Source organism: Enterobacter cloacae complex sp. SYL003 (assembly GCF_049236925.1).
Classification (GTDB): domain Bacteria; phylum Pseudomonadota; class Gammaproteobacteria; order Enterobacterales; family Enterobacteriaceae; genus Enterobacter; species Enterobacter intestinihominis.
Genome location: NZ_JBMKJK010000010.1, coordinates 92,907 through 116,264, shown reverse-complemented (window position 1 = coordinate 116,264; position 23,358 = coordinate 92,907). Strand labels below are relative to the sequence as shown.

The window sequence follows — 23,358 nt, the reverse complement described above, 5'->3', positions numbered from 1 at the left end:
GCCGGGGTGAGGGCATCAGCCCGCACCAGACACCATTTACGCGTTTTTCAGCACTTCGCTGACAATCTCTACCGCTTCTTTCTCAATCTGCTGGCGGTGCTCAGCGCCGAGGAAGCTTTCGCAATAGATTTTGTACGCATCTTCCGTACCGGATGGACGCGCGGCGAACCAGCCGTTTTCGGTCATCACTTTCAGGCCGCCGATGGATGCGCCGTTACCCGGTGCCGCCGTCAGACGCGCGGTGATCGGGTCACCTGCCAGGGTGCTTGCGCTGACCATCTCCGGAGAGAGTTTGGACAGAGCGGCTTTCTGAGCAGAGGTCGCGCCAGCCTGAATACGGTTATAGCTTGGCGCACCAAAGCGTGCTGCCAGGTCGTTGTAATGTTCCTGCGGGTTCTTACCGGTAACCGCGGTGATTTCCGCCGCCAGCAGGCACATTATGATGCCGTCTTTATCGGTTGACCATGGGGTGCCGTCGAAGCGCAGGAAGGATGCCCCCGCGCTCTCTTCACCACCAAAGCCGAAGCTGCCGTCGTGCAGACCGTCAACAAACCACTTGAAGCCCACCGGCACTTCCACCAGCTTGCGGCCCAGCGCATCGACCACACGGTCAATCATGGCGGAAGAGACCAGCGTTTTACCCACCGCAACCTCTTTGCCCCACTGCGGACGATGCTGGAAGAGATAGTTAATCGCAACAGCCAGGTAGTGGTTCGGGTTCATCAGCCCAGCGGGGGTGACGATACCGTGACGGTCGTAGTCCGGGTCGTTGGCAAACGCCAGGTCGAACTTGTCGCGCAGCGCCAGCAGGCCCGCCATCGCGCATTCGGAGGAGCAGTCCATACGGATCGCGCCGTCTTTGTCCAGGTGCATAAAGCGGAAGGTCTGATCGACGTGATCGTTCACGATGGTCAGATCCAGCTTGTAGTGCTCGGCAATGCGTTTCCAGTATTCAATACCGGAGCCGCCCAGCGGATCCACGCCCAGCTTCAGACCGGCTTTCTGGATAGCGGCCATATCGACGATATCCGCCAGCCCTTCCACGAACGGCTGCACCAGATCCTGCTCTTTCACGTGGCCGGACGCCATGGCTTCATCCAGAGAGATGCGCTTCACGCCGTTCAGACCGTTAGCCAGTAACGCGTTGGCGCGATCTTCCACCACTTTCGTGACGTTGGTATCCGCCGGGCCACCGTTAGGTGGGTTGTACTTGATGCCGCCATCTTCCGGTGGGTTGTGGGACGGGGTGATCACAATACCGTCCGCCTGCGCGCCACCTTTTTTGTTATGTACCAGAATAGCGTTAGAAACCGCAGGCGTTGGCGTGAAACCGTTGTTCTCCTGAACAATCACGTCTACGCCGTTTGCCGCCAGTACTTCCAGCACGGAGATAAAGGCAGGTTCAGACAGGGCGTGGGTATCTTTCCCAACATAGCACGGACCGGTGACGCCATTTTTGGCGCGCTCTTCCGCGATGGCCTGAGCAATGGCCAGAATGTGCGGTTCGTTAAAGCTATGGCGCGCCGCGCTGCCGCGGTGGCCAGATGTACCAAACTTCACTGCGTGTTCTGCGTTGCCCACCACCGGCTTCAGCACGTAGTACTGCGCGGTCAGTTGAGCGACGTTAATCAAATCGCGTTGTTGTGCAGGTTGTCCTGCACGGCTGTGATTTGCCATTGCCTGGTCCTTCTGATGCAAGGGTTAAATTGTACCGCAAACCTTTTCGATCAATTCCGCCGGGAACTGCATGGACTGCATGATATGTTCGATCATGCTGCACTTGCGGCCCGTATTGGTATTGGTGATCACCCAGTATGGCGTACCGGGAACATGTTTGGGTTTGGTTTGGTTGCCATTTTGCAGCAGGGTCTGCTCGTCACCTGCGAAGTAAACGCGCGTGCGACCGTGCAGCGACTCTGTCGCTTCTGCAAATGCGTTGTTATCCAGTGAGTAAAGTGTAGACAGCACCAGCATAAAGCGGTTAACCGCCTTTTTCTGCTCTGCATATTCATCGGACAGCAGCAGCTCGCGCATCGCGCGCACTTTGTCTTTTGCCGGCATGACGGCAGGTTTTACTTGTGCAACAACGCTCGGCTGAGACACGACATCTTTAGTGACAGGAGTGGGCTGTGAGGCGGCGGAAATTTTAAGCATGCGCCGTAAAATGTCGGACGCGCTCTCCCCAATATGCCGCGTCTGGCTGGCAATATACTGATAGAGTTCGTCATCAACTTCGATTGTTTTCATCTTAATCCAGTGCGATATCTTATCTGAATACAAGTCGTTGAGATTATAAGGTCTAATCCCAACAGCGGATAGCGTCAAACCAGGTTGGCGGCAAAAGTCAGATTAAACTGGATCCTTGCCCCCGGGCGGCAGAATGGTCAACATGATACCCTAACCTGACAAACCTAAAAAAAGAACTTTGCCATGAAATTGAATACCCGAGCGCAAACTGCACAATCGCCGAACAATAATTCTCCCATCGTACTGGTTCACGGCCTGTTTGGTAGTCTGGATAACCTGGGCGTGCTGGCGCGCGATTTAGCGACCGATCACAAGATCCTCCAGGTTGATATGCGCAATCACGGTCTTTCAGGACGCTCGGAGGAGATGACCTACGCAGCCATGGCGCAGGATCTGCGGGACACCCTCGATGCGAATAATATCCAGAAAGCGACGCTCATCGGGCATTCAATGGGCGGTAAAGCGGTGATGGCGCTTACAGCGCTGGCCCCTGAGCGAATTTCCGGTCTGGTGGTCATTGACGTTGCGCCCGTCAATTACGACGTTCGCCGTCACGATGAGATTTTCGCTGCGATCAATGCCGTGACAGAGTCAGGCGTCTCCACACGCCAGCAGGCGGCAGCCGTTATGCGCGAGCATCTCGATGAAGAAGGCGTGGTCCAGTTCCTGCTGAAATCCTTTGTTGACGGACAATGGCGCTTTAACGTCCCGGTACTGTGGGATCAGTATTCGCATATTGTGGGGTGGGAAAATGTCCCCGCCTGGCCGCACCCTACCCTCTTTATTCGCGGCGGCAACTCCCCTTACGTCACTGACGCGTACCGTGACACGCTGCTGGCGCAATTTCCGCAGGCTCGCGCTCACGTCATCGCCGGTGCCGGGCACTGGGTCCACGCGGAAAAACCGGATGCGGTCCTGCGCGCCATTCGCCGCTATCTTACTGATACAGCGAATTGATTAAAAAGCCAGCGACCGGAAGACGACGGGCTTCCAGTCGTTGGCGTGTGGATTTGGGTGATGTATGATGGCGCGCTTATCGCCCGGGCATTAGCAGGGCGGCGTGTTTCCCCCGAAGTCTCAGAATCATGGCCAAAGAACAAACGGACCGTACGACACTAGATCTGTTCGCGAATGAGCGTCGACCGGGACGACCGAAAACGAATCCGCTTTCGCGCGATGAACAGCTGCGTATCAATAAACGCAACCAGCTTAAACGCGATAAAAATCGTGGGCTTAAGCGTGTCGAACTCAAGCTGAATGCCGATGCCGTCGATGCGCTTAACGAGTTAGCTGACGCGCGCAACATCAGCCGCAGCGAACTGATCGAAGAGATGCTGATCGCCCAGCTTGAGACGTTACGCGGCAAGGCGTGAGTCAGAAAATCCCCAATATTACCTTTTTCATGTAGCACAGAGTGCAGTCCTGCGTGATAGCTGTTTCCGCAGGGTTGCCTGTTCTGCTATTATTGCCCTTATCCGTGGACAATTTGCGCCACCATACCATTAAGTTTCAAGAGGTTATTTTACTCATGGCAATCATCGGCATTTTCTTTGGCAGTGATACCGGCAATACTGAAAATATCGCAAAAAACATTCAAAAACAGCTCGGTAAAGACGTTGCTGATGTGCATGACATCGCCAAGAGCAGCAAAGAAGATCTCGAGGGCTATGACATCCTGCTGCTGGGCATTCCGACCTGGTACTACGGTGAAGCACAGTGTGACTGGGACGATTTCTTCCCGACGCTGGAAGAAGTCGACTTCAACGGCAAGCTGGTTGCCCTGTTTGGCTGTGGCGATCAGGAAGACTACGCTGAGTATTTCTGTGATGCGCTGGGCACTATTCGCGACATCATTGAGCCGCGCGGTGCGGCGATCGTTGGTCACTGGCCAACAGCGGGTTACCACTTCGAAGCTTCCAAAGGTCTGGCAGATGACGATCACTTCGTTGGCCTTGCCATTGATGAAGACCGCCAGCCAGAGCTGACCGCAGAGCGTGTAGAAAAATGGGTTAAGCAGGTTCGTGAAGAACTGAACCTGGACGATATCCTTAACGCCTGATATCCCTGCGGCGCAACTCCGGTTGCGCCCGTTGTCCAGGTAAAACCGATTAAATTAATTGCTACAAACTTTTAACTTTTTCGTCCAGACCTGTACAATATCCCCCTGGTAAAAAGTGGGTGCCATCGAACAAGTTTGTTGGTGATACCACGTTTTTATAAGCATACTTTGCTTGAGACTTGCAGTTTTCATTTAGCCATGGCAGTTCTATAATGAGACGCATTATCCCAAGTGCATTTTCTGTCACTTCTTCTTTTGAAGTGAATCGTTTAGCAACAGGACAGATTCCGCATGACTGACAACAATACCGCATTAAAGAAAGCTGGCCTGAAAGTAACGCTTCCTCGGTTAAAAATCCTTGAAGTGCTTCAGGGGCCAGACAATCACCATGTCAGTGCGGAAGACCTTTATAAGCGTCTTATCGATATGGGTGAAGAGATTGGGCTGGCAACCGTCTATCGTGTGCTGAACCAGTTTGATGACGCGGGCATTGTTACTCGTCATAATTTCGAAGGCGGTAAATCCGTGTTCGAGCTGACTCAGCAGCACCACCACGATCACCTGATCTGCCTCGACTGTGGCAAGGTCATTGAATTTAGCGATGATTCCATTGAATCACGCCAGCGTGAAATCGCCGCCCGTCATGGCATCCGCCTGACCAACCACAGCCTGTACCTGTACGGTCACTGTGCTGAAGGGGATTGCCGCGAAAATGAACATGCGCACGACGCAAAATAAGTCAGTGTTCATACTCTGAGCCAGCCGTGAGGTTGGCTTTTTTTTGCCTGGAAAAAGCCCGGTAAGCGCAGCGCCACCGGGCGTAAAGCAACTTATTTATTGTTATTGCGAATCTCGTCCCAAATCTTATCGCAACGCTTCGCCACTTCCTGATCGTTACCGGTTTTACGCGCCTGAATACAGGCCTGGTAATCCATCACGCGAACGTTTTCCTGCGTGGCGAATTGCTTATGGGCTTTGTCTTTTTTTAGCTCGTTCAGCACGCTTTGACAGGCTTCAATCTTCTCAGGTGAACCTTGTGCGGTATTGATGCACGCGCTGTAGGCCTCTTTAAGACGGGAGTCTTCTTTCGGCGCCTGATCCTGCGCGCACGCCACCAGCCCGAATGCCAGCAGCGCAACGATTACCCTTTTTTTCATCATGTTCAGTCTCCATAACGGCGGGACACAGCCCGCCGCAGCATTCATCAGAAGATGGTAAATGGCGCAATGACCATAAATTTCACGTCGCGCTCATCCTGGAAGATGTTGCCGTAACCGCCCGCGTAGCTCGGGATATCGGAGTGGTTGTCATACTGGGTGAAGTGCAGTTTGAACATCGTGCCTTTCGCACGCCCCTCCTGCAGGGTGTAAATCGCATCCAGACTGTATGAAGACTCTTTCAGACGGTAGTTCGGATCGTAGTAGGCGTCTGGCGTAGCCATATCCGCTGGCTTCGCGTCCCAGGCGTACGCGTAGGACGCACCCACTGCCCAGCCAGGCAGGTTCCAGTTCTTCAGGTCATACATTGCGCCGAAGAAGACCGCTTTTTCACCGTCGGCGTTGAAGTCAGAGCGGTTATCCCACCAGATATCCAGACGACCATTGGAAGAGGCGTAGGTTGGCGTCATACGTTGCAGGAAGTAGCCCTGCTGCCCTTCTGCCTTCACCCATGTACCCTCCAGACGCAAATCAACCTGACCCACTTTGTAGCCGAAGGTCAGCGCCTGTAACCACGCGGTGCCGTCATAAATATCATTTACGCTGCCATCGCTGACCTTGTCGCGCGTACCGTAGAACTGATAGCTGGTGCTCAGCGGGCTACCTGCGATATCAAATTTGTAGCTGGCTTTAGCAAAGTACTGATCGATATAGCCTTCAGCCTGACCAAAAGCCGCTTCCAGCACCAGATCGTTTTTGAAGTCGTACTTCGCCCCCAGCGAGTGGAGATAATCAACTTTGGTTTTTTTATCGTTTTGATAGAACTTGTCCATCTCAATGTGCCACGGCGCTTTGTACTCGTTGGTCCACATATAGGAGAAGCTCAACGCCCCCGCATCGCCGTAGTCAAAATTAGCACCGGCTTCCGCGCCCTGATAGGTACCTGGCATAAAGCTCCAGTGCGGCGCTAACAGCGTCTGACCGGTTGGCTGGATATAACCACCACGCGCCCAGACCGGGCCATATTTGAATTTTGCAGCCGCTTTATACAGGCTGATTCCGCTTTTATCGCCGGACCAGTCTTCGTCGTAAGCTTTATTGCTGGAGGAGAACGCAATTTCGTTCGGATGGCCGCTGTCGCCATTTTCGGCCATTTCAATTGCGGTGAACGCTGCAATATCGATCCCGAACATATCGGCGGCATATCCCGACTGGAAATCCAGGTTGGCGTTCCAGGTCGAGTGAGAAAGGTTAGTTTTGTATTTATCTTCAGTGACGTCTTTACGGTCACGCTCACGTTGCCAGTAATAAATACCGCCCGTAAGGGTGGAATCTTCAATGAAACCTGCTGCTTTTGCCTCTGGCGCAACCACCAGGCCCGACATTGCTGTCACACCGGCGATAGCCAGCGCCAGCGCACTACGTTTGCCACTGAACGTACGCATAGATTATTCCTCTTTGACGAATTAAAACGCCTTAAACGGCGAAAAACAGAAAAGACCAAATGGTCAGGGGTAGTCAGAAATACCCTCGAATTAACTACCGTCTTTAGGTTATTTTTCGCGACGCGAATTATCAATGCTTTTAATCAGGCAAAAGTCAGGATTATGACGAAGAGCACATATTTCGTAGTGCCTTGTAACATTTACCGTGAAGCGAGTACTGGCGGGGGAATACGCTAATTTTCAGTAAGTAACATTGAGATTGAGAATATATTTTTCAGCGTTTCAGTTTTTGGAAAACAACAAACTTTTTTTAAATAAAATAAGTAGCACCACATTGACCTGGAATGTTGGCTTTAAAAGATTATCCCGATGCTTAACGACATGATCGTTAAATAAAAAAACGCCGCATTACGCGGCGTTTGTTTCTCATTGACCAGAGCAGCGTTATTATTCGCCGATCTTAGTCCAGGTATCACGCAGACCCACGGTACGGTTAAATACCGGTTTTTCTGCCGTGCTGTAACGACTGTCCAGGCAGAAATAACCCTCACGTTCGAACTGGAACGCTTTACCGGCTTCAGCGACTTTCAGAGACGGCTCGGCATACCCCTGCTTGATAATCAGCGACTCAGGGTTAATAACCGCCAGGAAGTCTTCCGCTGCGCCTGGGTTAGGCACGCTGAACAGACGGTCGTAGAGACGGATCTCAACCGGCAGCGCATGCTGCGCGCTCACCCAGTGGATTACACCTTTCACTTTACGGCCATCCGCCGGATCTTTGCTCAGCGTTTCTGCGTCGTACGTACAGAAGATGGTCGTGATGTTACCTTCCGCATCTTTCTCTACGCGCTCGGCTTTGATTACATAGGCGTTACGCAGACGTACTTCTTTGCCCAGCACCAGACGCTTGTACTGCTTGTTCGCTTCTTCGCGGAAGTCGGCACGATCGATCCAGATTTCACCGCTGAACGGCACGTCGCGGGTGCCCATTTCCGGTTTGTTCGGATGGTTAGGCATAGAGACCAGTTCGCTCCCGCCCTGCGGATAGTTTTCGATAACCAGTTTCACTGGATCGATCACCGCCATCGCGCGCGGCGCGTTTTCGTTCAGGTCTTCACGAATGCAGGATTCCAGAGACGCCATTTCGATGGTGTTGTCCTGCTTGGTGACGCCGATACGTTTGCAGAACTCACGAATGGAGGCGGAGGTGTAGCCACGACGACGCAGGCCAGAGATGGTCGGCATACGTGGGTCGTCCCAGCCTTCAACGTGCTTGTCAGTGACCAGCAGGTTCAGCTTACGCTTGGACATCACGGTGTATTCCAGGTTCAGACGAGAGAACTCGTACTGACGCGGATGCACAGGAATGGTGATGTTATCCAGCACCCAGTCGTACAGACGACGGTTGTCCTGGAATTCCAGCGTGCACAGAGAGTGCGTAATGCCTTCCAGCGCATCGCTGATGCAGTGGGTGAAGTCATACATCGGGTAGATGCACCACTTGTTACCGGTCTGGTGGTGTTCTGCGAACTTAATGCGGTACAGCACCGGATCGCGCATCACGATGAACGGAGACGCCATATCGATTTTGGCACGCAGACACGCTTTACCTTCTTCAAAGCCACCGGCACGCATTTTTTCAAACAGCGCCAGGTTCTCTTCCACGCTACGATCGCGGAACGGACTGTTCTTACCGGGCTGAGTCAGCGTACCGCGGTATTCACGGATTTCGTCAGCAGAGAGCTCGTCGACGTATGCCAGACCCTTGTTAATCAGTTCAACCGCATAGGCATACAGCTGATCGAAATAGTCTGAGGAGTAGCAGATATCGCCAGACCAGTTGAAGCCCAGCCATTGCACGTCGTTTTTAATCGACTCAACGTATTCGATGTCTTCTTTTACTGGGTTGGTGTCATCGAAACGCAGGTTGCACTGCCCCTGGTAGTCTTGCGCAATACCAAAGTTCAGGCAGATCGATTTGGCGTGACCAATGTGCAGGTAGCCATTTGGCTCCGGCGGGAAACGCGTGTGGACTGTGGTGTGCTTACCACTGGCCAGATCTTCATCGATGATCTGACGAATAAAGTTACTCGGGCGGGCTTCTGCCTCACTCATCGTGGATTCCTCAAAGCGTAAACAACGTATAACGGCATATGATCTTATAAGCCGGACGTAGTGACAACCCTTAAAACGTCCCGGAAGAAAATAATGGGGGCAATTGCTGCAAAAAAAAGCGGCGGAGGATATCCCCCGCCGCTAAAGGCATAACTCTACTCAGGAGCGATTACTTGCCTTTAATCTCATACAGTGGCGTTTGGCCTGCAACTACCTGCCCCTGCGCCTGGATCACCAGACCGCTGAAGTCGTCGATGTTGCTGCACACTACCGGGCTTATCATGGAGCGCGCGTTGGCGTTCAGGAACTCCAGATCCATTTCCAGAATCGGCTGGCCTGCCGCCACTTCAGCGCCCTCTTCCACCAGGCGAGTAAAGCCCTGACCGTTCAGCGCAACGGTATCGATACCCATATGGACAACGATCTCCGCGCCTTTTTCCGTTTCAAGGCAGAACGCGTGGTTGGTGTTGAAGATTTTCACGATAGTACCGGCTGCCGGAGAGACCACGGTTTTGTCCGTTGGTTTCACCGCCACGCCATCACCGACCGCTTTGCTGGCAAACGCTTCGTCAGGCACCTGCTCAAGCGCAACAACGCCACCTGTCACCGGAGAAACCAGCGCAGCGATGGTCACCGCATTTGGCACAGCCTGCGGTTTTGCAACCGGCGCGTCAGCCACTGGCGCGTTATCCGTTGAGGCGGCAGCGACCGGCCCACGGGCAACCACTTTTTTCATTTCATCGCCGATAGATTCGGCTTTCGCACCCACGATAACCTGGATGGTTTGTTTGTTCAGCTTCACCACACCAGACGCACCAAGGCGTTTGCACATTGCATCGCTCACGCGTGCGGAGTCGCCCACGGTCAGACGCAGACGGGTAATACAGGCATCGATCGCTTTCAGGTTGTCGGTGCCACCCACAGCGGCAATATAGCTGGTTGCCAGCTGGGTTAAACCCTCTTCGGTATTGCTGTTGGCTTCACTGGTCACAACATCATCTTTCGTATCTTCGCGGCCCGGCGTCTTCAGGTTAAACATACGAATAACCGCGCTGAACAGAACGAAGTAGATAACGAAGAAGATCAGGCCCATCACCACCAGCATCCAGACGTTGCTGCTTGCCGCTGGCAGGTTGTACATCAACACATAGTCGATAGCGCCTGCGGAGAAGGAGAAGCCTGCATGGATACCCAGAAGGGTGGCAACGAACAGGCTGATACCGGTCAGGATCGCGTGCATCAGATACAGCAGCGGAGCCAGGAACATGAACAGGAATTCCAGCGGCTCGGTCACGCCGGTCAGGAAGGCGGTGATCGCAACGGACAGCAGCATCCCGCCAACCATTGGGCGACGCGCTTTCGGCGCAGCCAGGTACATTGCCAGCGCGGCGCCAGGCAGACCAAACATCATGATTGGGAAGAAGCCGGACATGAACATGCCCGCGGTGCCGTCGCCTGCGTAGAAGCGGTTGATATCACCGTGGAATACCGCGCCAGCCGCGTTGGTGAACTCACCAATCTGGAACCAGGCGATGGTGTTCAGTACCTGATGCAGACCGGTGGGGATCAGCAGACGGTTAATGAAACCGAAGATGCCCGCGCCCATTGCGCCCGCAGATACGATCCACTCGCCACCCGCATGGATAGCATGCTGAACCGGTGGCCAAACGTAGCCAAAGATGGCGGCGAGGATCAGACAGAAAAAGCCCGTCGCAATCGGCACAAAACGTTTACCGCCGAAGAAGCTCAGGAAGTCAGGCAGTTTGATACCCGCCCAGCGGTTGTACACGGCGCCACCGACCAGACCGGTAATGATACCCGCCAGTACACCCATGTTGATTTCCGGGTTGATGGTTACCATCGCTTTCGTGAGGATGAAGTAACCTACCGCCCCTGCCAGTGCCGCAGCACCGGCGCTGTCTTTTGACCAGCTTGACGCCACGCCGATGGCGAAAATCAGCGCAAGGTTGTCAAAAATGGCGCCGCCTGCCTGGGCAATAAACGGCACATTAAGAAGATCGGGTTGCCCGAATCGCAGCAGCAATGCTGCAACCGGTAGCACGGCGATAGGGAGCTGCAAAGCCCTACCGAGGCGCTGGAAAAAACCTAAAATATTCATCCTATTCCCCCTACGAGACCCTTTGTTAAGACTCGCGCATAAACTATGTTTTTATTGTGTCACGAACGATAGATACTGTTGATGATTCACTGGCAGTGTGAGTGTGTGAAAAATTAATTCGTATCGCAAATTAAACACCTATTTTTTGTGATTATTGTCACCAAATATCGTATTAAACCCTCCCTTTCACTGGCTAACCACGAAAACTTATTTTATCATTCAAAAAATCAAGACGGATTGATCCGGCCTGAAAGGTTCCAGGTTACGCTTAGTTCAGGTTGCACTAATCATCCGCCCACTTTTACTTAAACTTTAGAGGTGAATAATGAGACTGATTCCCCTGGCAACAGCTGAACAAGTCGGAAAATGGGCTGCTCGTCATATCGTTAACCGCATCAACGCGTTCAAACCAACAGCCGATCGTCCTTTCGTACTCGGTCTTCCAACCGGTGGTACTCCCCTGACCGCGTATAAGGCTTTGGTTGAAATGCACAAAGCGGGCCAGGTTAGCTTTAAACATGTTGTGACCTTCAACATGGACGAATATGTCGGCCTGCCAAAGGAACATCCGGAAAGTTACCACAGCTTTATGCACCGTAATTTCTTCGATCACGTTGATATTCCGGCTGAAAACATTAACCTGCTGAATGGAAACGCGCCTGATATTGACGCAGAATGCCGTCAGTATGAAGAAAAAATCCGTTCTTACGGTAAAATCCACCTGTTTATGGGCGGCGTAGGCAACGATGGTCATATCGCGTTCAACGAACCGGCATCTTCACTGGCTTCCCGTACCCGTATTAAAACGTTGACCCATGACACGCGTGTGGCTAACTCCCGCTTCTTTGACGGCGACGTCAATCAGGTGCCTAAATACGCGCTGACCGTGGGTGTGGGTACACTGCTGGATGCCGAAGAAGTGATGATTCTGGTGCTGGGCGCAGTGAAAGCGCAAGCGCTTCAGGCTGCCGTTGAAGGCAACGTGAACCATATGTGGACGATCAGCTGCTTACAGTTGCATCCAAAAGCGGTTGTCGTGTGTGACGAACCGTCCACCATGGAGCTGAAAGTGAAAACGCTGAAATACTTCAACGAGCTGGAAGCTGAGAACATTAAAGGTCTGTAATTGAATAACCGCCTCTTTTATCAGGGGCGGTCGCTTTTTTAACCGGGGGTCGTTATGTACGCTTTAACCCACGGTCGGATTTATACCGGCCATGAAATTCTGGATGACCATGCGATTGTAATCGCCAATGGCCTGATTGAACGTGTTTGCCCGCTGGCGGAACTGCCGCCGGAGATCGAACAACGTTCCCTCAATGGAGCAGTAATCTCCCCCGGTTTCATCGACGTACAGCTTAACGGCTGCGGCGGTGTCCAGTTTAACGATACCGCAGAGGCGGTAACGGTTGAAACGCTGGAAATCATGCAAAACGCCAACGAGAAATCGGGCTGCACCAGCTATCTGCCAACGCTGATTACCAGCAGCGATGACCTGATGAAACAGGGTATCCGCGTCATGCGCGAATACCTGGCAAAACATCCGAATCAGGCGCTGGGTCTGCACCTGGAAGGACCATGGCTGAATATGGTCAAGAAAGGCACCCATAACCCGAACTACGTGCGCAAACCGGATGCCGAGCTGGTGGATTACATGTGCGCCAATGCCGATGTGATCACTAAAGTGACGCTGGCACCGGAAATGACCGGCACGGACGTTATCAGCAAACTGGCCGCCGCCGGGATTGTGGTATCTGCGGGCCATTCGAACGCGACGCTTAAAGAGGCGAAGGCCGGTTTCCGCGCAGGTATTACATTTGCCACACACCTTTATAACGCGATGCCGTATATTACCGGTCGCGAACCGGGACTGGTTGGCGCAATTCTGGATGAACCAGACGTCTACTGCGGCATTATCGCCGACGGCTTGCATGTCGATTACACCAACATCCGCAACGCCAAGCGCCTTAAAGGCGACAAGCTCTGCCTGGTCACGGATGCTACCGCTCCGGCAGGAGCGAATATTGACCAGTTCATTTTTGCTGGTAAAACAATATACTACCGGAATGGACTGTGTGTGGATGAGAACGGCACGCTGAGCGGTTCTTCTCTGACGATGATCGAAGGGGTACGTAACCTCGTTGAACATTGCGGCATTGCGCTTGAGGAAGTGCTGCGCATGGCTACGCTTTATCCGGCGCGCGCTATTGGCGTCGATAAACAGCTCGGCGGTATTGCGCCAGGTATGGTTGCAAACCTGACGGCGTTCACACACGATTATAAAATTATTAAGACCATCGTTAATGGTAACGAGGTCGTCACTGAGTAAGTAAAAGTATGACACCAGGCGGACAAGCTCAAATCGGTAATGTCGATCTCGTTAAACAACTTAACAGCGCGGCAGTTTATCGCCTGATTGACCAGCACGGGCCAATCTCACGCATTCAGATAGCCGAACAAAGCCAGCTTGCTCCCGCCAGCGTGACAAAAATTACACGTCAGCTTATTGAGCGCGGCCTGATCAAAGAAGTGGATCAGCAGGCCTCCACCGGCGGCCGCCGCGCGATTTCCATCGTCACTGAAACCCGCAATTTTCAGGCCATTGGCGTTCGCTTAGGCCGTCATGACACCACGCTTACGCTCTACGATCTCAGCAGCAAGGCCATTGCCGAAGAGCACTACCCCCTTCCTGAGCGCACACAGGAGACGCTCGAACACGCGTTACTGAATACCATCGCGCAGTTTATCGAAAGCTGTCAGCGCAAGATCCGTGAACTCATCGCCATCTCGGTGATTTTACCCGGTCTGGTTGACCCGGAAAGCGGCGTTATTCGCTACATGCCGCATATTAAAGTAGAGAACTGGGGGCTGGTTGAGGCGCTGGAAAAACGCTTCAAGCTGACCTGCTTTGTTGGTCACGATATCCGCTCGCTGGCGCTGGCGGAGCACTACTTTGGTGCGAGCCAGGACTGCGAAGACTCTATTCTGGTGCGCGTTCACCGTGGTACAGGTGCGGGTATCATCTCGAATGGCCGCATTTTTATTGGTCGTAACGGTAACGTAGGCGAGATCGGTCATATCCAGGTGGAACCGCTTGGCGAGCGCTGCCACTGCGGTAACTTTGGCTGTCTTGAAACCGTTGCCGCCAATGCCGCCATTGAACATCGCGTCCGCCACCTGCTGGAGCAGGGTTATCAGAGCCGCGTCACGCTGGGCGACTGTAAGATCGGTGCCATCTGCAAAGCGGCAAACAAAGGCGATGCGCTGGCCTGCGAAGTGATCGAACAGGTAGGACGCCACCTGGGTAAGACCATCGCCATTGCCATCAACCTGTTTAATCCGCAAAAAGTGGTGATTGCCGGCGAGATCGTTGAAGCCGAAAAAGTATTACTGCCTGCCATTGAAGGCTGCATCAATACCCAGGCGCTGAAGGCATTTCGCCAGAATTTGCCGGTGGTGCGATCTACGCTCGATCACCGCTCGGCAATTGGCGCATTCGCCCTGGTAAAACGTGCCATGCTCAACGGGATCCTGCTGCAACATTTGCTGGAATCCTGATCGGACCTTATAGTAACGCCTTCTTTTTTTGATGTCGGATTGTCCATGACCATTAAGAATGTAATTTGTGATATCGACGGCGTGCTGATGCACGACAACGTTGCCGTGCCAGGTGCTGCGGAGTTTCTTCACCGCATCATCGACAAAGGAATGCCACTGGTTCTTCTCACGAACTACCCTTCACAGACTGGTCAGGATCTGGCAAATCGCTTTGCTACCGCGGGTGTCAACGTCCCGGACAGCGTGTTTTATACCTCTGCGATGGCGACCGCGGATTTTCTGAAGCGTCAGGAAGGCAAAAAAGCCTACGTGGTTGGCGAAGGCGCGCTGATCCACGAGCTGTATAAAGCGGGCTTCACCATCACCGACGTGAATCCGGACTTTGTCATCGTGGGCGAAACGCGCTCCTTTAACTGGGAGATGATGCATAAAGCAGCCTACTTTGTCGCCAATGGTGCACGTTTTATCGCCACTAACCCGGATACGCATGGTCGTGGTTTTTATCCCGCCTGCGGTGCGCTGTGCGCCGGTATCGAAAAAATCTCAGGCCGTAAGCCGTTTGTTGTCGGCAAACCGAGCCCGTGGATCATCCGCGCTGCACTGAATACGATGCAGGCACACTCAGAAGAAACCGTCATTGTTGGCGACAACCTGCGCACCGATATTTTGGCCGGCTTCCAGGCCGGGCTTGAAACCATCCTGGTGCTTTCTGGCGTTTCACAGCTTGATGACATTGATACGATGCCGTTCCGGCCAAGCTGGATTTACCCCTCTGTCGACGAAATCGACGTTATTTGATTCAGAACCACGCCTCAGGGCGTGGTTTTTCATTTCTGCTGCCTGAAAATATCACTTCATCTAACGAAATCAGCTCTTCATTGAGAAATCATCAATAGAATGGCTTAATGCATACTCTTTTTTTAAGATTCGGCAATTGCCATTGCACTTTTTACGTTTTCATCGGTAAAACGCTTGCGCCCCCTCCCCTTTTTGCGGCATTTTCATAAGCAAGCAACATCACAACGCAACAGGGTTAACGGAGAAGGTTATGTGTTCTATTTTTGGCGTACTGGATATTAAAACTGACGCGGGCGAACTGCGTAAAAAAGCACTCGAATTGTCCCGCCTGATGCGCCATCGCGGTCCGGACTGGTCAGGCGTATACGCCAGCGATAAAGCGATTCTGGCTCACGAACGTCTCTCCATTGTTGATGTCAACGCTGGCGCACAGCCGCTGTATAACGAGAAAAAAACGCACGCGCTGGCTGTTAACGGTGAAATTTACAACCATCAGGCGCTGCGCGCCGAGTACGGCGATCGCTACGCGTTTCAGACCGGCTCAGACTGCGAAGTGATCCTGGCGCTGTATCAGGAGAAAGGCCCGGAGTTCCTCGACGACCTGCAAGGTATGTTCGCCTTCGCGCTGTACGACAGCGAAAAAGACGCTTACCTGATTGGCCGCGACCATATTGGTATTATCCCGCTGTACATGGGACACGATGAACACGGTAACTTCTACGTTGCCTCAGAGATGAAAGCCCTGGTACCGGTGTGCCGCACCATCAAAGAGTTCCCGGCAGGTAGCTACCTGTGGAGTAAAGACGGCGAGATCCGCCCGTACTACCAGCGCGACTGGTTTGATTATGAGGCGGTGAAAAACAACGTGACGGACAAAGCCGAACTGCGTCAGGCACTAGAGGAGTCAGTGAAAAGCCACCTGATGTCAGACGTACCCTACGGCGTACTGCTCTCCGGCGGTCTGGACTCCTCCGTGATCTCCGCGATCACCAAGAAATTCGCCGCACGTCGCGTGGAAGATCAGGAGCGCTCTGAAGCCTGGTGGCCGCAGCTGCACTCCTTTGCCGTGGGTCTGGAAGGGGCACCTGACCTGAAAGCCGCCCAGGAAGTGGCGAACCATCTCGGCACGGTGCACCATGAAATTCACTTCACCGTACAGGAAGGTCTGGATGCGATCCGCGATGTGATCTATCACATTGAAACCTATGATGTGACCACCATTCGCGCCTCCACGCCGATGTATTTGATGTCGCGGAAGATCAAAGCGATGGGCATCAAGATGGTGCTCTCCGGCGAAGGTTCTGACGAAGTGTTTGGCGGTTATCTCTATTTCCACAAAGCACCGAACGCCAAAGAGCTGCATGAAGAAACGGTGCGTAAGCTACAGGCGCTGCACATGTTTGACTGCGCGCGCGCCAACAAAGCGATGTCCGCCTGGGGTGTGGAAGCCCGCGTGCCGTTCCTCGATAAGAAATTCCTCGATGTGGCGATGCGTATCAACCCGCAGGACAAAATGTGCGGCAACGGCAAAATGGAGAAACATATCCTGCGTGAATGTTTTGAATCCTACCTGCCGGCGAGCGTGGCGTGGCGTCAGAAAGAGCAGTTCTCGGATGGCGTGGGTTACAGCTGGATCGACACCCTGAAAGAGGTAGCGGCAAAACAGGTTTCTGATCAACAACTGGAAACTGCGAGCTTCCGCTTCCCGTACAACACGCCAGCCTCGAAAGAAGCGTATTTGTACCGTGAGATCTTTGAGGAGCTGTTCCCGGTTCCAAGTGCAGCCGAGTGCGTACCGGGTGGTCCATCGGTCGCCTGCTCTTCTGCTAAAGCCATTGAATGGGATGAATCCTTCAAAGCCATGAACGATCCGTCAGGACGCGCAGTGGGCGTTCACCAGTCTGCCTATAAATAATGTTCAGAGTATCATCAGGCCCTCCGGGGCCTGATTTTTTTGCCTCTCTTTTCCCCGCATAAAATCGATTAATAACCAATAATTGTCGAATATTCGGCCTCGCTGTTCGCAACCTAACCAAACAGTCACATTCCGGCTATTTTCATTGAAAAAGGTGTTGACGCTGCAAGGGTCTATACGCATAATGCGCCCCGCAACGCCGATAAGGTAACGCGAAAAAAAGATGGCTACGTAGCTCAGTTGGTTAGAGCACATCACTCATAATGATGGGGTCACAGGTTCGAATCCCGTCGTAGCCACCATCTTTTTTGCGGGAGTGGCGAAATTGGTAGACGCACCAGATTTAGGTTCTGGCGCCGCAAGGTGTGCGAGTTCAAGTCTCGCCTCCCGCACCATTCCCAGGTAAGCGTTGCACGGATGGGGTATCGCCAAGCGGTAAGGCACCGGTTTTTGATACCGGCATTCCCTGGTTCGAATCCAGGTACCCCAGCCATATTTCTTCGATCATGCGGTTCTCCGCGGTATTGGGGTATCGCCAAGCGGTAAGGCACCGGTTTTTGATACCGGCATTCCCTGGTTCGAATCCAGGTACCCCAGCCATCGAAGATTGCAGTACTGGCTACGTAGCTCAGTTGGTTAGAGCACATCACTCATAATGATGGGGTCACAGGTTCGAATCCCGTCGTAGCCACCATATTTATGTTATCGAATACGATTCGGTAAACTGAACATTGTTGGGGTATCGCCAAGCGGTAAGGCACCGGATTCTGATTCCGGCATTCCGAGGTTCGAATCCTCGTACCCCAGCCACTTTAAAGTCGTTAAGCAGTTTGTTTAACGCAATTGGGGTGTCGCCAAGCGGTAAGGCTCTGGTTTCTGATACCAGCATTCCGGGGTTCGAATCCCTGCACCCCAGCCACTTAAAACAAACAAGCCCGCTCTGCGGGCTTTTTTGTTTTTGTTGCTCAGAATAGTGCGGCCTGATGCCCTCACCCTAACCCTCTCCCACGGGGCTGAGGGATCCCCAGTAATTTTTTTATGCAGAAGCAATAAAGTTGCTTTCTAAATGACTGAGGGCTGTCAGCGATGCTCTGGTCCGGCTGTAAATCGCTGAGGCGTTTGCCTTCCGGCCGGGGCGAGGCGCAGGGATGCGCCGAGAGGGCGGCTTTACAGGGACGTTACCTCCGCCCGTACCCGATAAGCCGGAAGGAATAAGCCGAGGGCACCGCGAAGCGGGGATTTACCGCCGGGAGCCCGGGTCGCCAGGGTGGTGGCGACTGAGCCACCCTGGCACGTTCACCGGTCATGTCGTTACAAAGTAGCAAGGAACATAAAGTGAACGGAATGACCACCACCGCCGTATGTTCCCCTCACCCTCACCCTCTCCCCGGAGGGGCGAGGGGATTGCTCAGTGCTCGCATTAATATGTGGGGAACCCTCAGCCCACGGGGAGAGGGAATAAAGATTAGAGTCCGAGGGCGTATTTCAGTGCCTGACGCTTCAGACCACCGGCGCGCTCCGCCGCCATCAGTCCGATATTTCGCAATATCCGCACCGGACCCACGTCATTGCTGAACCCGGCATAGAACAGATCCATCCCCGACTGCATAATGAAGTTATCCGCCATACGGCGCGTCTGGTAGCGCTTCAGTACCTCATGGCTGGCCCAGGCTTCCGCGTGGGCGCGAGCGTTACCCAGCACATCCAGTAACGCATCGACGTCACGGTATCCCAGGTTAACCCCCTGCCCCGCCAGCGGATGAATGGTGTGCGCCGCGTCTCCCACCAGGACCAGCCCTTCACGGGCATACTGCAACGCATGGCGTCGCATCAGCGGGAATGCGCCAGCGGCAACCGGGGTCACGTTACCCAGACGGCGCGGGAAGTGCTGGCGGATTTCGCGCTGCAACTGATCCATGGACAGCCCCTGCAACTGTCGAATGCGCGCCGGCTTGTCGTACCACACCAGCGAAGCCCAGTTATCAAACAACGGTAAGAATGCATGCGGGCCGTTCGGCGTAAAATGCTGCCAGGTGCTTTCGCCCGGCGCGTTTTCTGACTGCACGGTGATCAGCATGCAGGACTGGTGATACTGCCAGGCATGGATCCCAATGCCTGCCATCTGCCTGACCTGCGAGTTCGCGCCATCCGCCCCCACCACCAGCTTTACGGCCAGCTCATCGTCGTTATCCAGCGTCAGGAGATATCCACCTTCATGACGATGCAGGGCTTTCAGCGAGTCCGGAACGCGCAGCGTCACCTTCGGGTGCACCTCCAGCGCCTGCCAGAGTGCCTGCTGGAGCACGTTGTTTTCCACCATATAGCCCAGGCGCGGCAGTTTCAGCTCGGCGGCGTCAAACGAGACGTGAGCATTTTCCCACTCCCAGGTTTCAAGACGGCTGTAAGGGTGCGCGCGCATCGCCAGCACCGCCTCCCAGACGCCCAGCCCGCGAAGCAGATCAACAGAGGACGCGCTGATGGCGGAAATACGCACGTCCGGTTGGCTGGCAGGATCGAATACCGGCGGAGCCGCCTGTTCAATAACGGTTACGTCAAATCCCTGCTGCGCCAGCCCCAGCGCCAGTGCGCCGCCGACCATACCGCCGCCAACAACGGCAACTTCGGTGTTCAGGAGTGTCATGGTCACTATTCCTTATTGGAGAATACCTTAAGTTTACCGGATTTTTGCGGCCCTGAGGTTGACAACCTTCATACTGGTCACAACCGCACCAAAGCATTACAATACGCGGCTTGCAATCCTGAGCTGAGCAAGTCGATGACTAAAAAACTCCATATAAAAACCTGGGGCTGTCAGATGAACGAATACGATTCATCGAAGATGGCCGATCTGCTGGATACCACCCACGGATACCAGCTGACTGAAAATGCGAAAGAAGCCGATGTGCTGCTGCTGAACACCTGTTCAATTCGTGAAAAAGCACAGGAAAAAGTCTTTCATGTGTTAGGCCGCTGGAAGCTTCTCAAACGGAAAAATCCGGACCTGATCATTGGCGTGGGTGGCTGCGTCGCATCGCAGGAAGGTAAGCTGATCCGCCAGAGAGCACCCTATGTGGATATCGTTTTTGGCCCTCAGACCCTTCACCGCCTGCCAGAGATGATTAATCAGGTTCGCGGCAGCCGTAGCCCGGTGGTTGACGTGAGTTTCCCGGAAATCGAGAAATTTGACCGTCTGCCAGAGCCGCGCGCTGATGGCCCGACCGCCTTCGTCTCCATCATGGAAGGCTGCAACAAATACTGTACTTACTGCGTGGTACCTTACACCCGCGGTGAAGAAGTGAGCCGCCCGGCAGACGATATCCTGTTTGAAATCGCGCAGCTTGCCGCGCAGGGCGTTCGCGAAGTGAACCTGCTGGGCCAGAACGTGAACGCCTGGCGCGGGGAAAACTACGACGGCACCACTGGCAGCTTTGCTGAACTGCTGCGTCTGGTGGCGGCGATTGACGGCATTGACCGCATTCGCTTTACCACCAGCCATCCGATGGAATTTACCGACGACATTATTGACGTCTATCGCGATACGCCAGAGCTGGTGAGCTTCCTGCACCTGCCGATCCAGTGCGGCTCTGACCGCGTGCTGAACCTGATGGGTCGTCCACATACGGTGCTGGAGTATAAGTCCACCATCCGCAAGCTGCGTGAAGCGCGCCCGGATATCCAGATTAGCTCCGACTTTATCGTCGGCTTCCCTGGCGAAACCGCTGATGACTTCGAGCGCACCATGAAGCTCATCGGCGAGGTGAATTTCGACGTCAGCTACAGCTTCATCTTCTCAGCACGCCCGGGCACCCCAGCGGCCGATATGGTTGACGATGTGCCGGAAGAAGAGAAAAAGCAGCGTCTGTATATTTTGCAGGAGCGTATCAACCAGCAGGCCAACGCCTGGAGCCGTCGTATGCTCGGCACTGTCCAGCGTATTCTGGTGGAAGGCACTTCCCGTAAGAGCATCATGGAACTGTCTGGTCGAACCGAAAATAACCGCGTGGTGAATTTTGAAGGCACCCCGGACATGATTGGTAAGTTTGTGGACGTCGAGATTATCGAAGTGCTCACGAACTCGCTGCGCGGGAAGGTGGTACGCACTGAGGACGAAATGGGTCTGCGTATTGCACAGACTCCGGAATCCGTTATCTCTCGCACCCGTAAAGTCAACGATTCTGGCGTAGGTATTTACCAGCCCTGATCCCTCTGGCCTGCCTGTCCGGCAGGCCTTGTATTTCCTCTCATCACCCCCAATATCTACCGCAACGCTTGCGCCTTTATTCTATGGCGTGAATAATTTCGGTAATGACCGTTTTATTACGCCGTGTGGCCACAGGTCAGTTAACCAAATAAAGAGGAACAGTTTGAACATAGATACGCGTGAAATTAGCCTTGAGCCCGCAGACAACGCTCGCCTGCTGAGCCTGTGCGGGCCGTTTGATGACAATATCAAACAACTGGAGCGACGTCTGGGTATCGAAATCAATCGTCGCGATAACCATTTCAAACTCACCGGACGCCCAATCTGCGTTAACGCCGCGGCAGATATTCTCCGCAGCCTGTATGTTGATACCGCCCCGATGCGCGGTGAGATCCAGGATATTGAACCTGAACAGATCCACCTGGCCATCAAAGAGGCGCGCGTGCTTGAGCAGAGCGCGGAGAGCGTGCCGGACTATGGCAAAGCCATCAACATCAAAACTAAACGCGGCGTGATTAAGCCTCGTACCCCGAACCAGGCGCAGTACATCGCCAATATTCTCGACCATGACATCACCTTCGGCGTGGGCCCGGCGGGTACGGGTAAAACCTATCTGGCCGTTGCTGCTGCGGTCGATGCACTTGAGCGTCAGGAGATCCGCCGTATCCTGCTGACCCGCCCTGCTGTAGAAGCCGGTGAGAAACTCGGCTTCCTGCCGGGCGATTTAAGTCAGAAAGTGGACCCCTACCTGCGCCCGCTGTACGACGCGCTGTTCGAAATGCTCGGCTTCGAGAAAGTTGAAAAGCTCATTGAACGTAACGTGATTGAAGTCGCCCCGCTGGCCTACATGCGTGGCCGTACGCTTAACGACGCGTTCATCATTCTGGATGAGAGCCAGAACACCACCATCGAACAGATGAAGATGTTCCTGACGCGTATCGGCTTTAACTCGAAAGCGGTTATCACCGGTGACGTGACCCAGATTGACCTGCCGCGCAACACCAAATCGGGTCTGCGTCACGCCATCGAAGTGCTGGCCGAGGTAGACGAAATCAGCTTTAACTTCTTCCACAGTGAAGATGTGGTACGCCACCCGGTGGTCGCGCGTATCGTTAACGCTTATGAGGCCTGGGAAGAGGCAGATCAGAAGCGCAGGGCCGAGCTGGCCGCAGAACGTAAGCGCGAAGCGCAGGAGCATGAACAGAAATGAGTCAGGTGATCCTCGATTTACAGCTGGCCTGTGAAGATAATTCCGGCATGCCAGAAGAGGCACAGTTTCAGAAATGGCTGGATGCCGTTATCCCCCAGTTTCAGGAAGAATCAGAGGTCACGATTCGCCTGGTGGATGAAGCAGAAAGCCATGAGCTCAACCTGACCTATCGCGGGAAAGATAAGCCGACCAATGTGCTCTCTTTCCCGTTCGAAGCCCCACCGGGCATTGAGATGCCGCTGCTGGGCGATCTGATCATCTGCCGTCAGGTGGTTGAGCAGGAAGCCAAAGAGCAGCAAAAGCCGCTGGAAGCGCACTGGGCACACATGGTGGTGCACGGTAGCCTGCATCTTCTGGGTTACGACCATATTGAAGATGACGAAGCGGAAGAGATGGAATCCCTCGAGACAGAGATAATGCTTGCTCTGGGCTATGAGGATCCGTACATTGCCGAGAAAGAATAGTCAGTCACTGACTACCATGCCGCCGCGCAGGGACATAGCGCGGCGGTTAACGTTGAACTAACAAGAGAAC

General features: G+C 53.8%; 19 protein-coding genes and 7 tRNA genes. 19 read left to right on the top strand and 7 right to left on the bottom strand.

Annotated features, from left to right (window positions below; translation table 11 throughout):
* Positions 1 to 36: 36 nt before the first annotated feature.
* Complete coding sequence (pgm, locus tag ACOT1A_RS14505) at positions 37 to 1,677, bottom strand: phosphoglucomutase (alpha-D-glucose-1,6-bisphosphate-dependent) (RefSeq protein ID WP_023305695.1); 1,641 nt, start codon at positions 1,675 to 1,677, stop codon at positions 37 to 39.
* 24 nt (positions 1,678 to 1,701) lie between these two features.
* On the bottom strand, positions 1,702 to 2,247 hold the full coding sequence (gene seqA / locus ACOT1A_RS14500; RefSeq protein ID WP_003858650.1) for a replication initiation negative regulator SeqA: 546 nt from the start codon (positions 2,245 to 2,247) through the stop codon (positions 1,702 to 1,704).
* A 183-nt stretch (positions 2,248 to 2,430) separates the two neighbouring features.
* On the opposite strand from seqA, the gene ybfF reads away from it, so the two are divergent.
* The 4 genes from ybfF to fur all read left to right on the top strand — a co-directional run bounded on the left by ybfF (position 2,431) and on the right by fur (position 5,044).
* Positions 2,431 to 3,204, top strand: coding sequence for an esterase (ybfF, locus tag ACOT1A_RS14495; protein ID WP_421625519.1), 774 nt, complete (start codon positions 2,431 to 2,433; stop codon positions 3,202 to 3,204).
* 128 nt (positions 3,205 to 3,332) lie between these two features.
* Complete coding sequence (gene ybfE, locus ACOT1A_RS14490; protein ID WP_003858652.1) at positions 3,333 to 3,620, top strand: LexA regulated protein; 288 nt, start codon at positions 3,333 to 3,335, stop codon at positions 3,618 to 3,620.
* Positions 3,621 to 3,775: 155 nt separating this feature from the next.
* Complete coding sequence (gene fldA, locus ACOT1A_RS14485; RefSeq protein ID WP_003858653.1) at positions 3,776 to 4,306, top strand: flavodoxin FldA; 531 nt, start codon at positions 3,776 to 3,778, stop codon at positions 4,304 to 4,306.
* Positions 4,307 to 4,597: 291 nt separating this feature from the next.
* Positions 4,598 to 5,044, top strand: a complete 447-nt coding sequence (gene fur, locus ACOT1A_RS14480) for a ferric iron uptake transcriptional regulator (protein ID WP_003858655.1) — start codon at positions 4,598 to 4,600, stop codon at positions 5,042 to 5,044.
* Between the two features lie 92 nt (positions 5,045 to 5,136).
* Here the strand turns inward: fur and chiQ are convergent, their stop codons facing one another.
* The 4 genes from chiQ to nagE form a co-directional block, all read right to left on the bottom strand.
* A complete protein-coding gene (gene chiQ, locus ACOT1A_RS14475; protein ID WP_105323039.1) occupies positions 5,137 to 5,463 on the bottom strand; it encodes a ChiQ/YbfN family lipoprotein in 327 nt (108 codons plus the stop codon).
* Between the two features lie 47 nt (positions 5,464 to 5,510).
* Positions 5,511 to 6,908, bottom strand: coding sequence for a chitoporin ChiP (gene chiP / locus ACOT1A_RS14470; protein WP_017694280.1), 1,398 nt, complete (start codon positions 6,906 to 6,908; stop codon positions 5,511 to 5,513).
* 447 nt (positions 6,909 to 7,355) lie between these two features.
* Positions 7,356 to 9,023 (bottom strand): glutamine--tRNA ligase, encoded by a 1,668-nt coding sequence (gene glnS / locus ACOT1A_RS14465; protein ID WP_058645949.1) that lies wholly within the window; start codon positions 9,021 to 9,023, stop codon positions 7,356 to 7,358.
* A 169-nt stretch (positions 9,024 to 9,192) separates the two neighbouring features.
* Positions 9,193 to 11,142 carry a PTS N-acetyl glucosamine transporter subunit IIABC gene (nagE, locus tag ACOT1A_RS14460; protein ID WP_276170368.1) on the bottom strand — a complete coding sequence of 650 codons (1,950 nt, stop codon included), beginning with the start codon at positions 11,140 to 11,142 and terminating at the stop codon, positions 9,193 to 9,195.
* A gap of 325 nt (positions 11,143 to 11,467) precedes the next feature.
* Here nagE and nagB point away from each other — a divergent pair, with 325 nt between their 5' ends.
* The 12 genes from nagB to ACOT1A_RS14400 all read left to right on the top strand — a co-directional run bounded on the left by nagB (position 11,468) and on the right by ACOT1A_RS14400 (position 18,332).
* A complete protein-coding gene (gene nagB, locus ACOT1A_RS14455; protein ID WP_003858663.1) occupies positions 11,468 to 12,268 on the top strand; it encodes a glucosamine-6-phosphate deaminase in 801 nt (266 codons plus the stop codon).
* A gap of 54 nt (positions 12,269 to 12,322) precedes the next feature.
* The gene (gene nagA / locus ACOT1A_RS14450; RefSeq protein ID WP_023299598.1) at positions 12,323 to 13,471 is read left to right on the top strand and encodes an N-acetylglucosamine-6-phosphate deacetylase; all 1,149 of its coding nucleotides are present in this window, start codon (positions 12,323 to 12,325) and stop codon (positions 13,469 to 13,471) included.
* Positions 13,472 to 13,479: 8 nt separating this feature from the next.
* Positions 13,480 to 14,700: a DNA-binding transcriptional regulator NagC gene (gene nagC, locus ACOT1A_RS14445; RefSeq protein WP_022647442.1), complete on the top strand. Its 1,221-nt coding sequence runs from the start codon at positions 13,480 to 13,482 to the stop codon at positions 14,698 to 14,700.
* Positions 14,701 to 14,745: 45 nt separating this feature from the next.
* Positions 14,746 to 15,498 carry a ribonucleotide monophosphatase NagD gene (gene nagD / locus ACOT1A_RS14440; RefSeq protein WP_003858667.1) on the top strand — a complete coding sequence of 251 codons (753 nt, stop codon included), beginning with the start codon at positions 14,746 to 14,748 and terminating at the stop codon, positions 15,496 to 15,498.
* 250 nt (positions 15,499 to 15,748) lie between these two features.
* On the top strand, positions 15,749 to 17,413 hold the full coding sequence (gene asnB / locus ACOT1A_RS14435; RefSeq protein ID WP_276170367.1) for an asparagine synthase B: 1,665 nt from the start codon (positions 15,749 to 15,751) through the stop codon (positions 17,411 to 17,413).
* Between the two features lie 225 nt (positions 17,414 to 17,638).
* Positions 17,639 to 17,715, top strand: a tRNA-Met gene (locus ACOT1A_RS14430).
* Positions 17,716 to 17,723: 8 nt separating this feature from the next.
* Positions 17,724 to 17,808 (top strand) — tRNA-Leu (locus ACOT1A_RS14425).
* 23 nt (positions 17,809 to 17,831) lie between these two features.
* Positions 17,832 to 17,906: transfer RNA gene (locus tag ACOT1A_RS14420), tRNA-Gln, on the top strand.
* 32 nt (positions 17,907 to 17,938) lie between these two features.
* Positions 17,939 to 18,013 (top strand) — tRNA-Gln (locus ACOT1A_RS14415).
* Positions 18,014 to 18,030: 17 nt separating this feature from the next.
* Positions 18,031 to 18,107, top strand: a tRNA-Met gene (locus tag ACOT1A_RS14410).
* A gap of 41 nt (positions 18,108 to 18,148) precedes the next feature.
* A tRNA-Gln gene (locus tag ACOT1A_RS14405) sits at positions 18,149 to 18,223 on the top strand.
* A gap of 34 nt (positions 18,224 to 18,257) precedes the next feature.
* A tRNA-Gln gene (locus ACOT1A_RS14400) sits at positions 18,258 to 18,332 on the top strand.
* 546 nt (positions 18,333 to 18,878) lie between these two features.
* Here the strand turns inward: ACOT1A_RS14400 and ubiF are convergent.
* Positions 18,879 to 20,054, bottom strand: a complete 1,176-nt coding sequence (gene ubiF / locus ACOT1A_RS14395) for a 3-demethoxyubiquinol 3-hydroxylase (protein ID WP_276170225.1) — start codon at positions 20,052 to 20,054, stop codon at positions 18,879 to 18,881.
* 135 nt (positions 20,055 to 20,189) lie between these two features.
* On the opposite strand from ubiF, the gene miaB reads away from it, so the two are divergent.
* The 3 genes from miaB to ybeY all read left to right on the top strand — a co-directional run bounded on the left by miaB (position 20,190) and on the right by ybeY (position 23,288).
* Positions 20,190 to 21,614 carry a tRNA (N6-isopentenyl adenosine(37)-C2)-methylthiotransferase MiaB gene (miaB, locus tag ACOT1A_RS14390; RefSeq protein WP_108367302.1) on the top strand — a complete coding sequence of 475 codons (1,425 nt, stop codon included), beginning with the start codon at positions 20,190 to 20,192 and terminating at the stop codon, positions 21,612 to 21,614.
* Between the two features lie 163 nt (positions 21,615 to 21,777).
* Entirely contained in the window at positions 21,778 to 22,824 is a 1,047-nt protein-coding gene (locus ACOT1A_RS14385) for a PhoH family protein (protein WP_022647440.1), read from the top strand.
* A complete protein-coding gene (ybeY, locus tag ACOT1A_RS14380) occupies positions 22,821 to 23,288 on the top strand; it encodes an rRNA maturation RNase YbeY (protein WP_003858677.1) in 468 nt (155 codons plus the stop codon). The genes ACOT1A_RS14385 and ybeY overlap by 4 nt, the downstream gene beginning before the upstream one ends.
* Positions 23,289 to 23,358 lie beyond the last annotated feature (70 nt).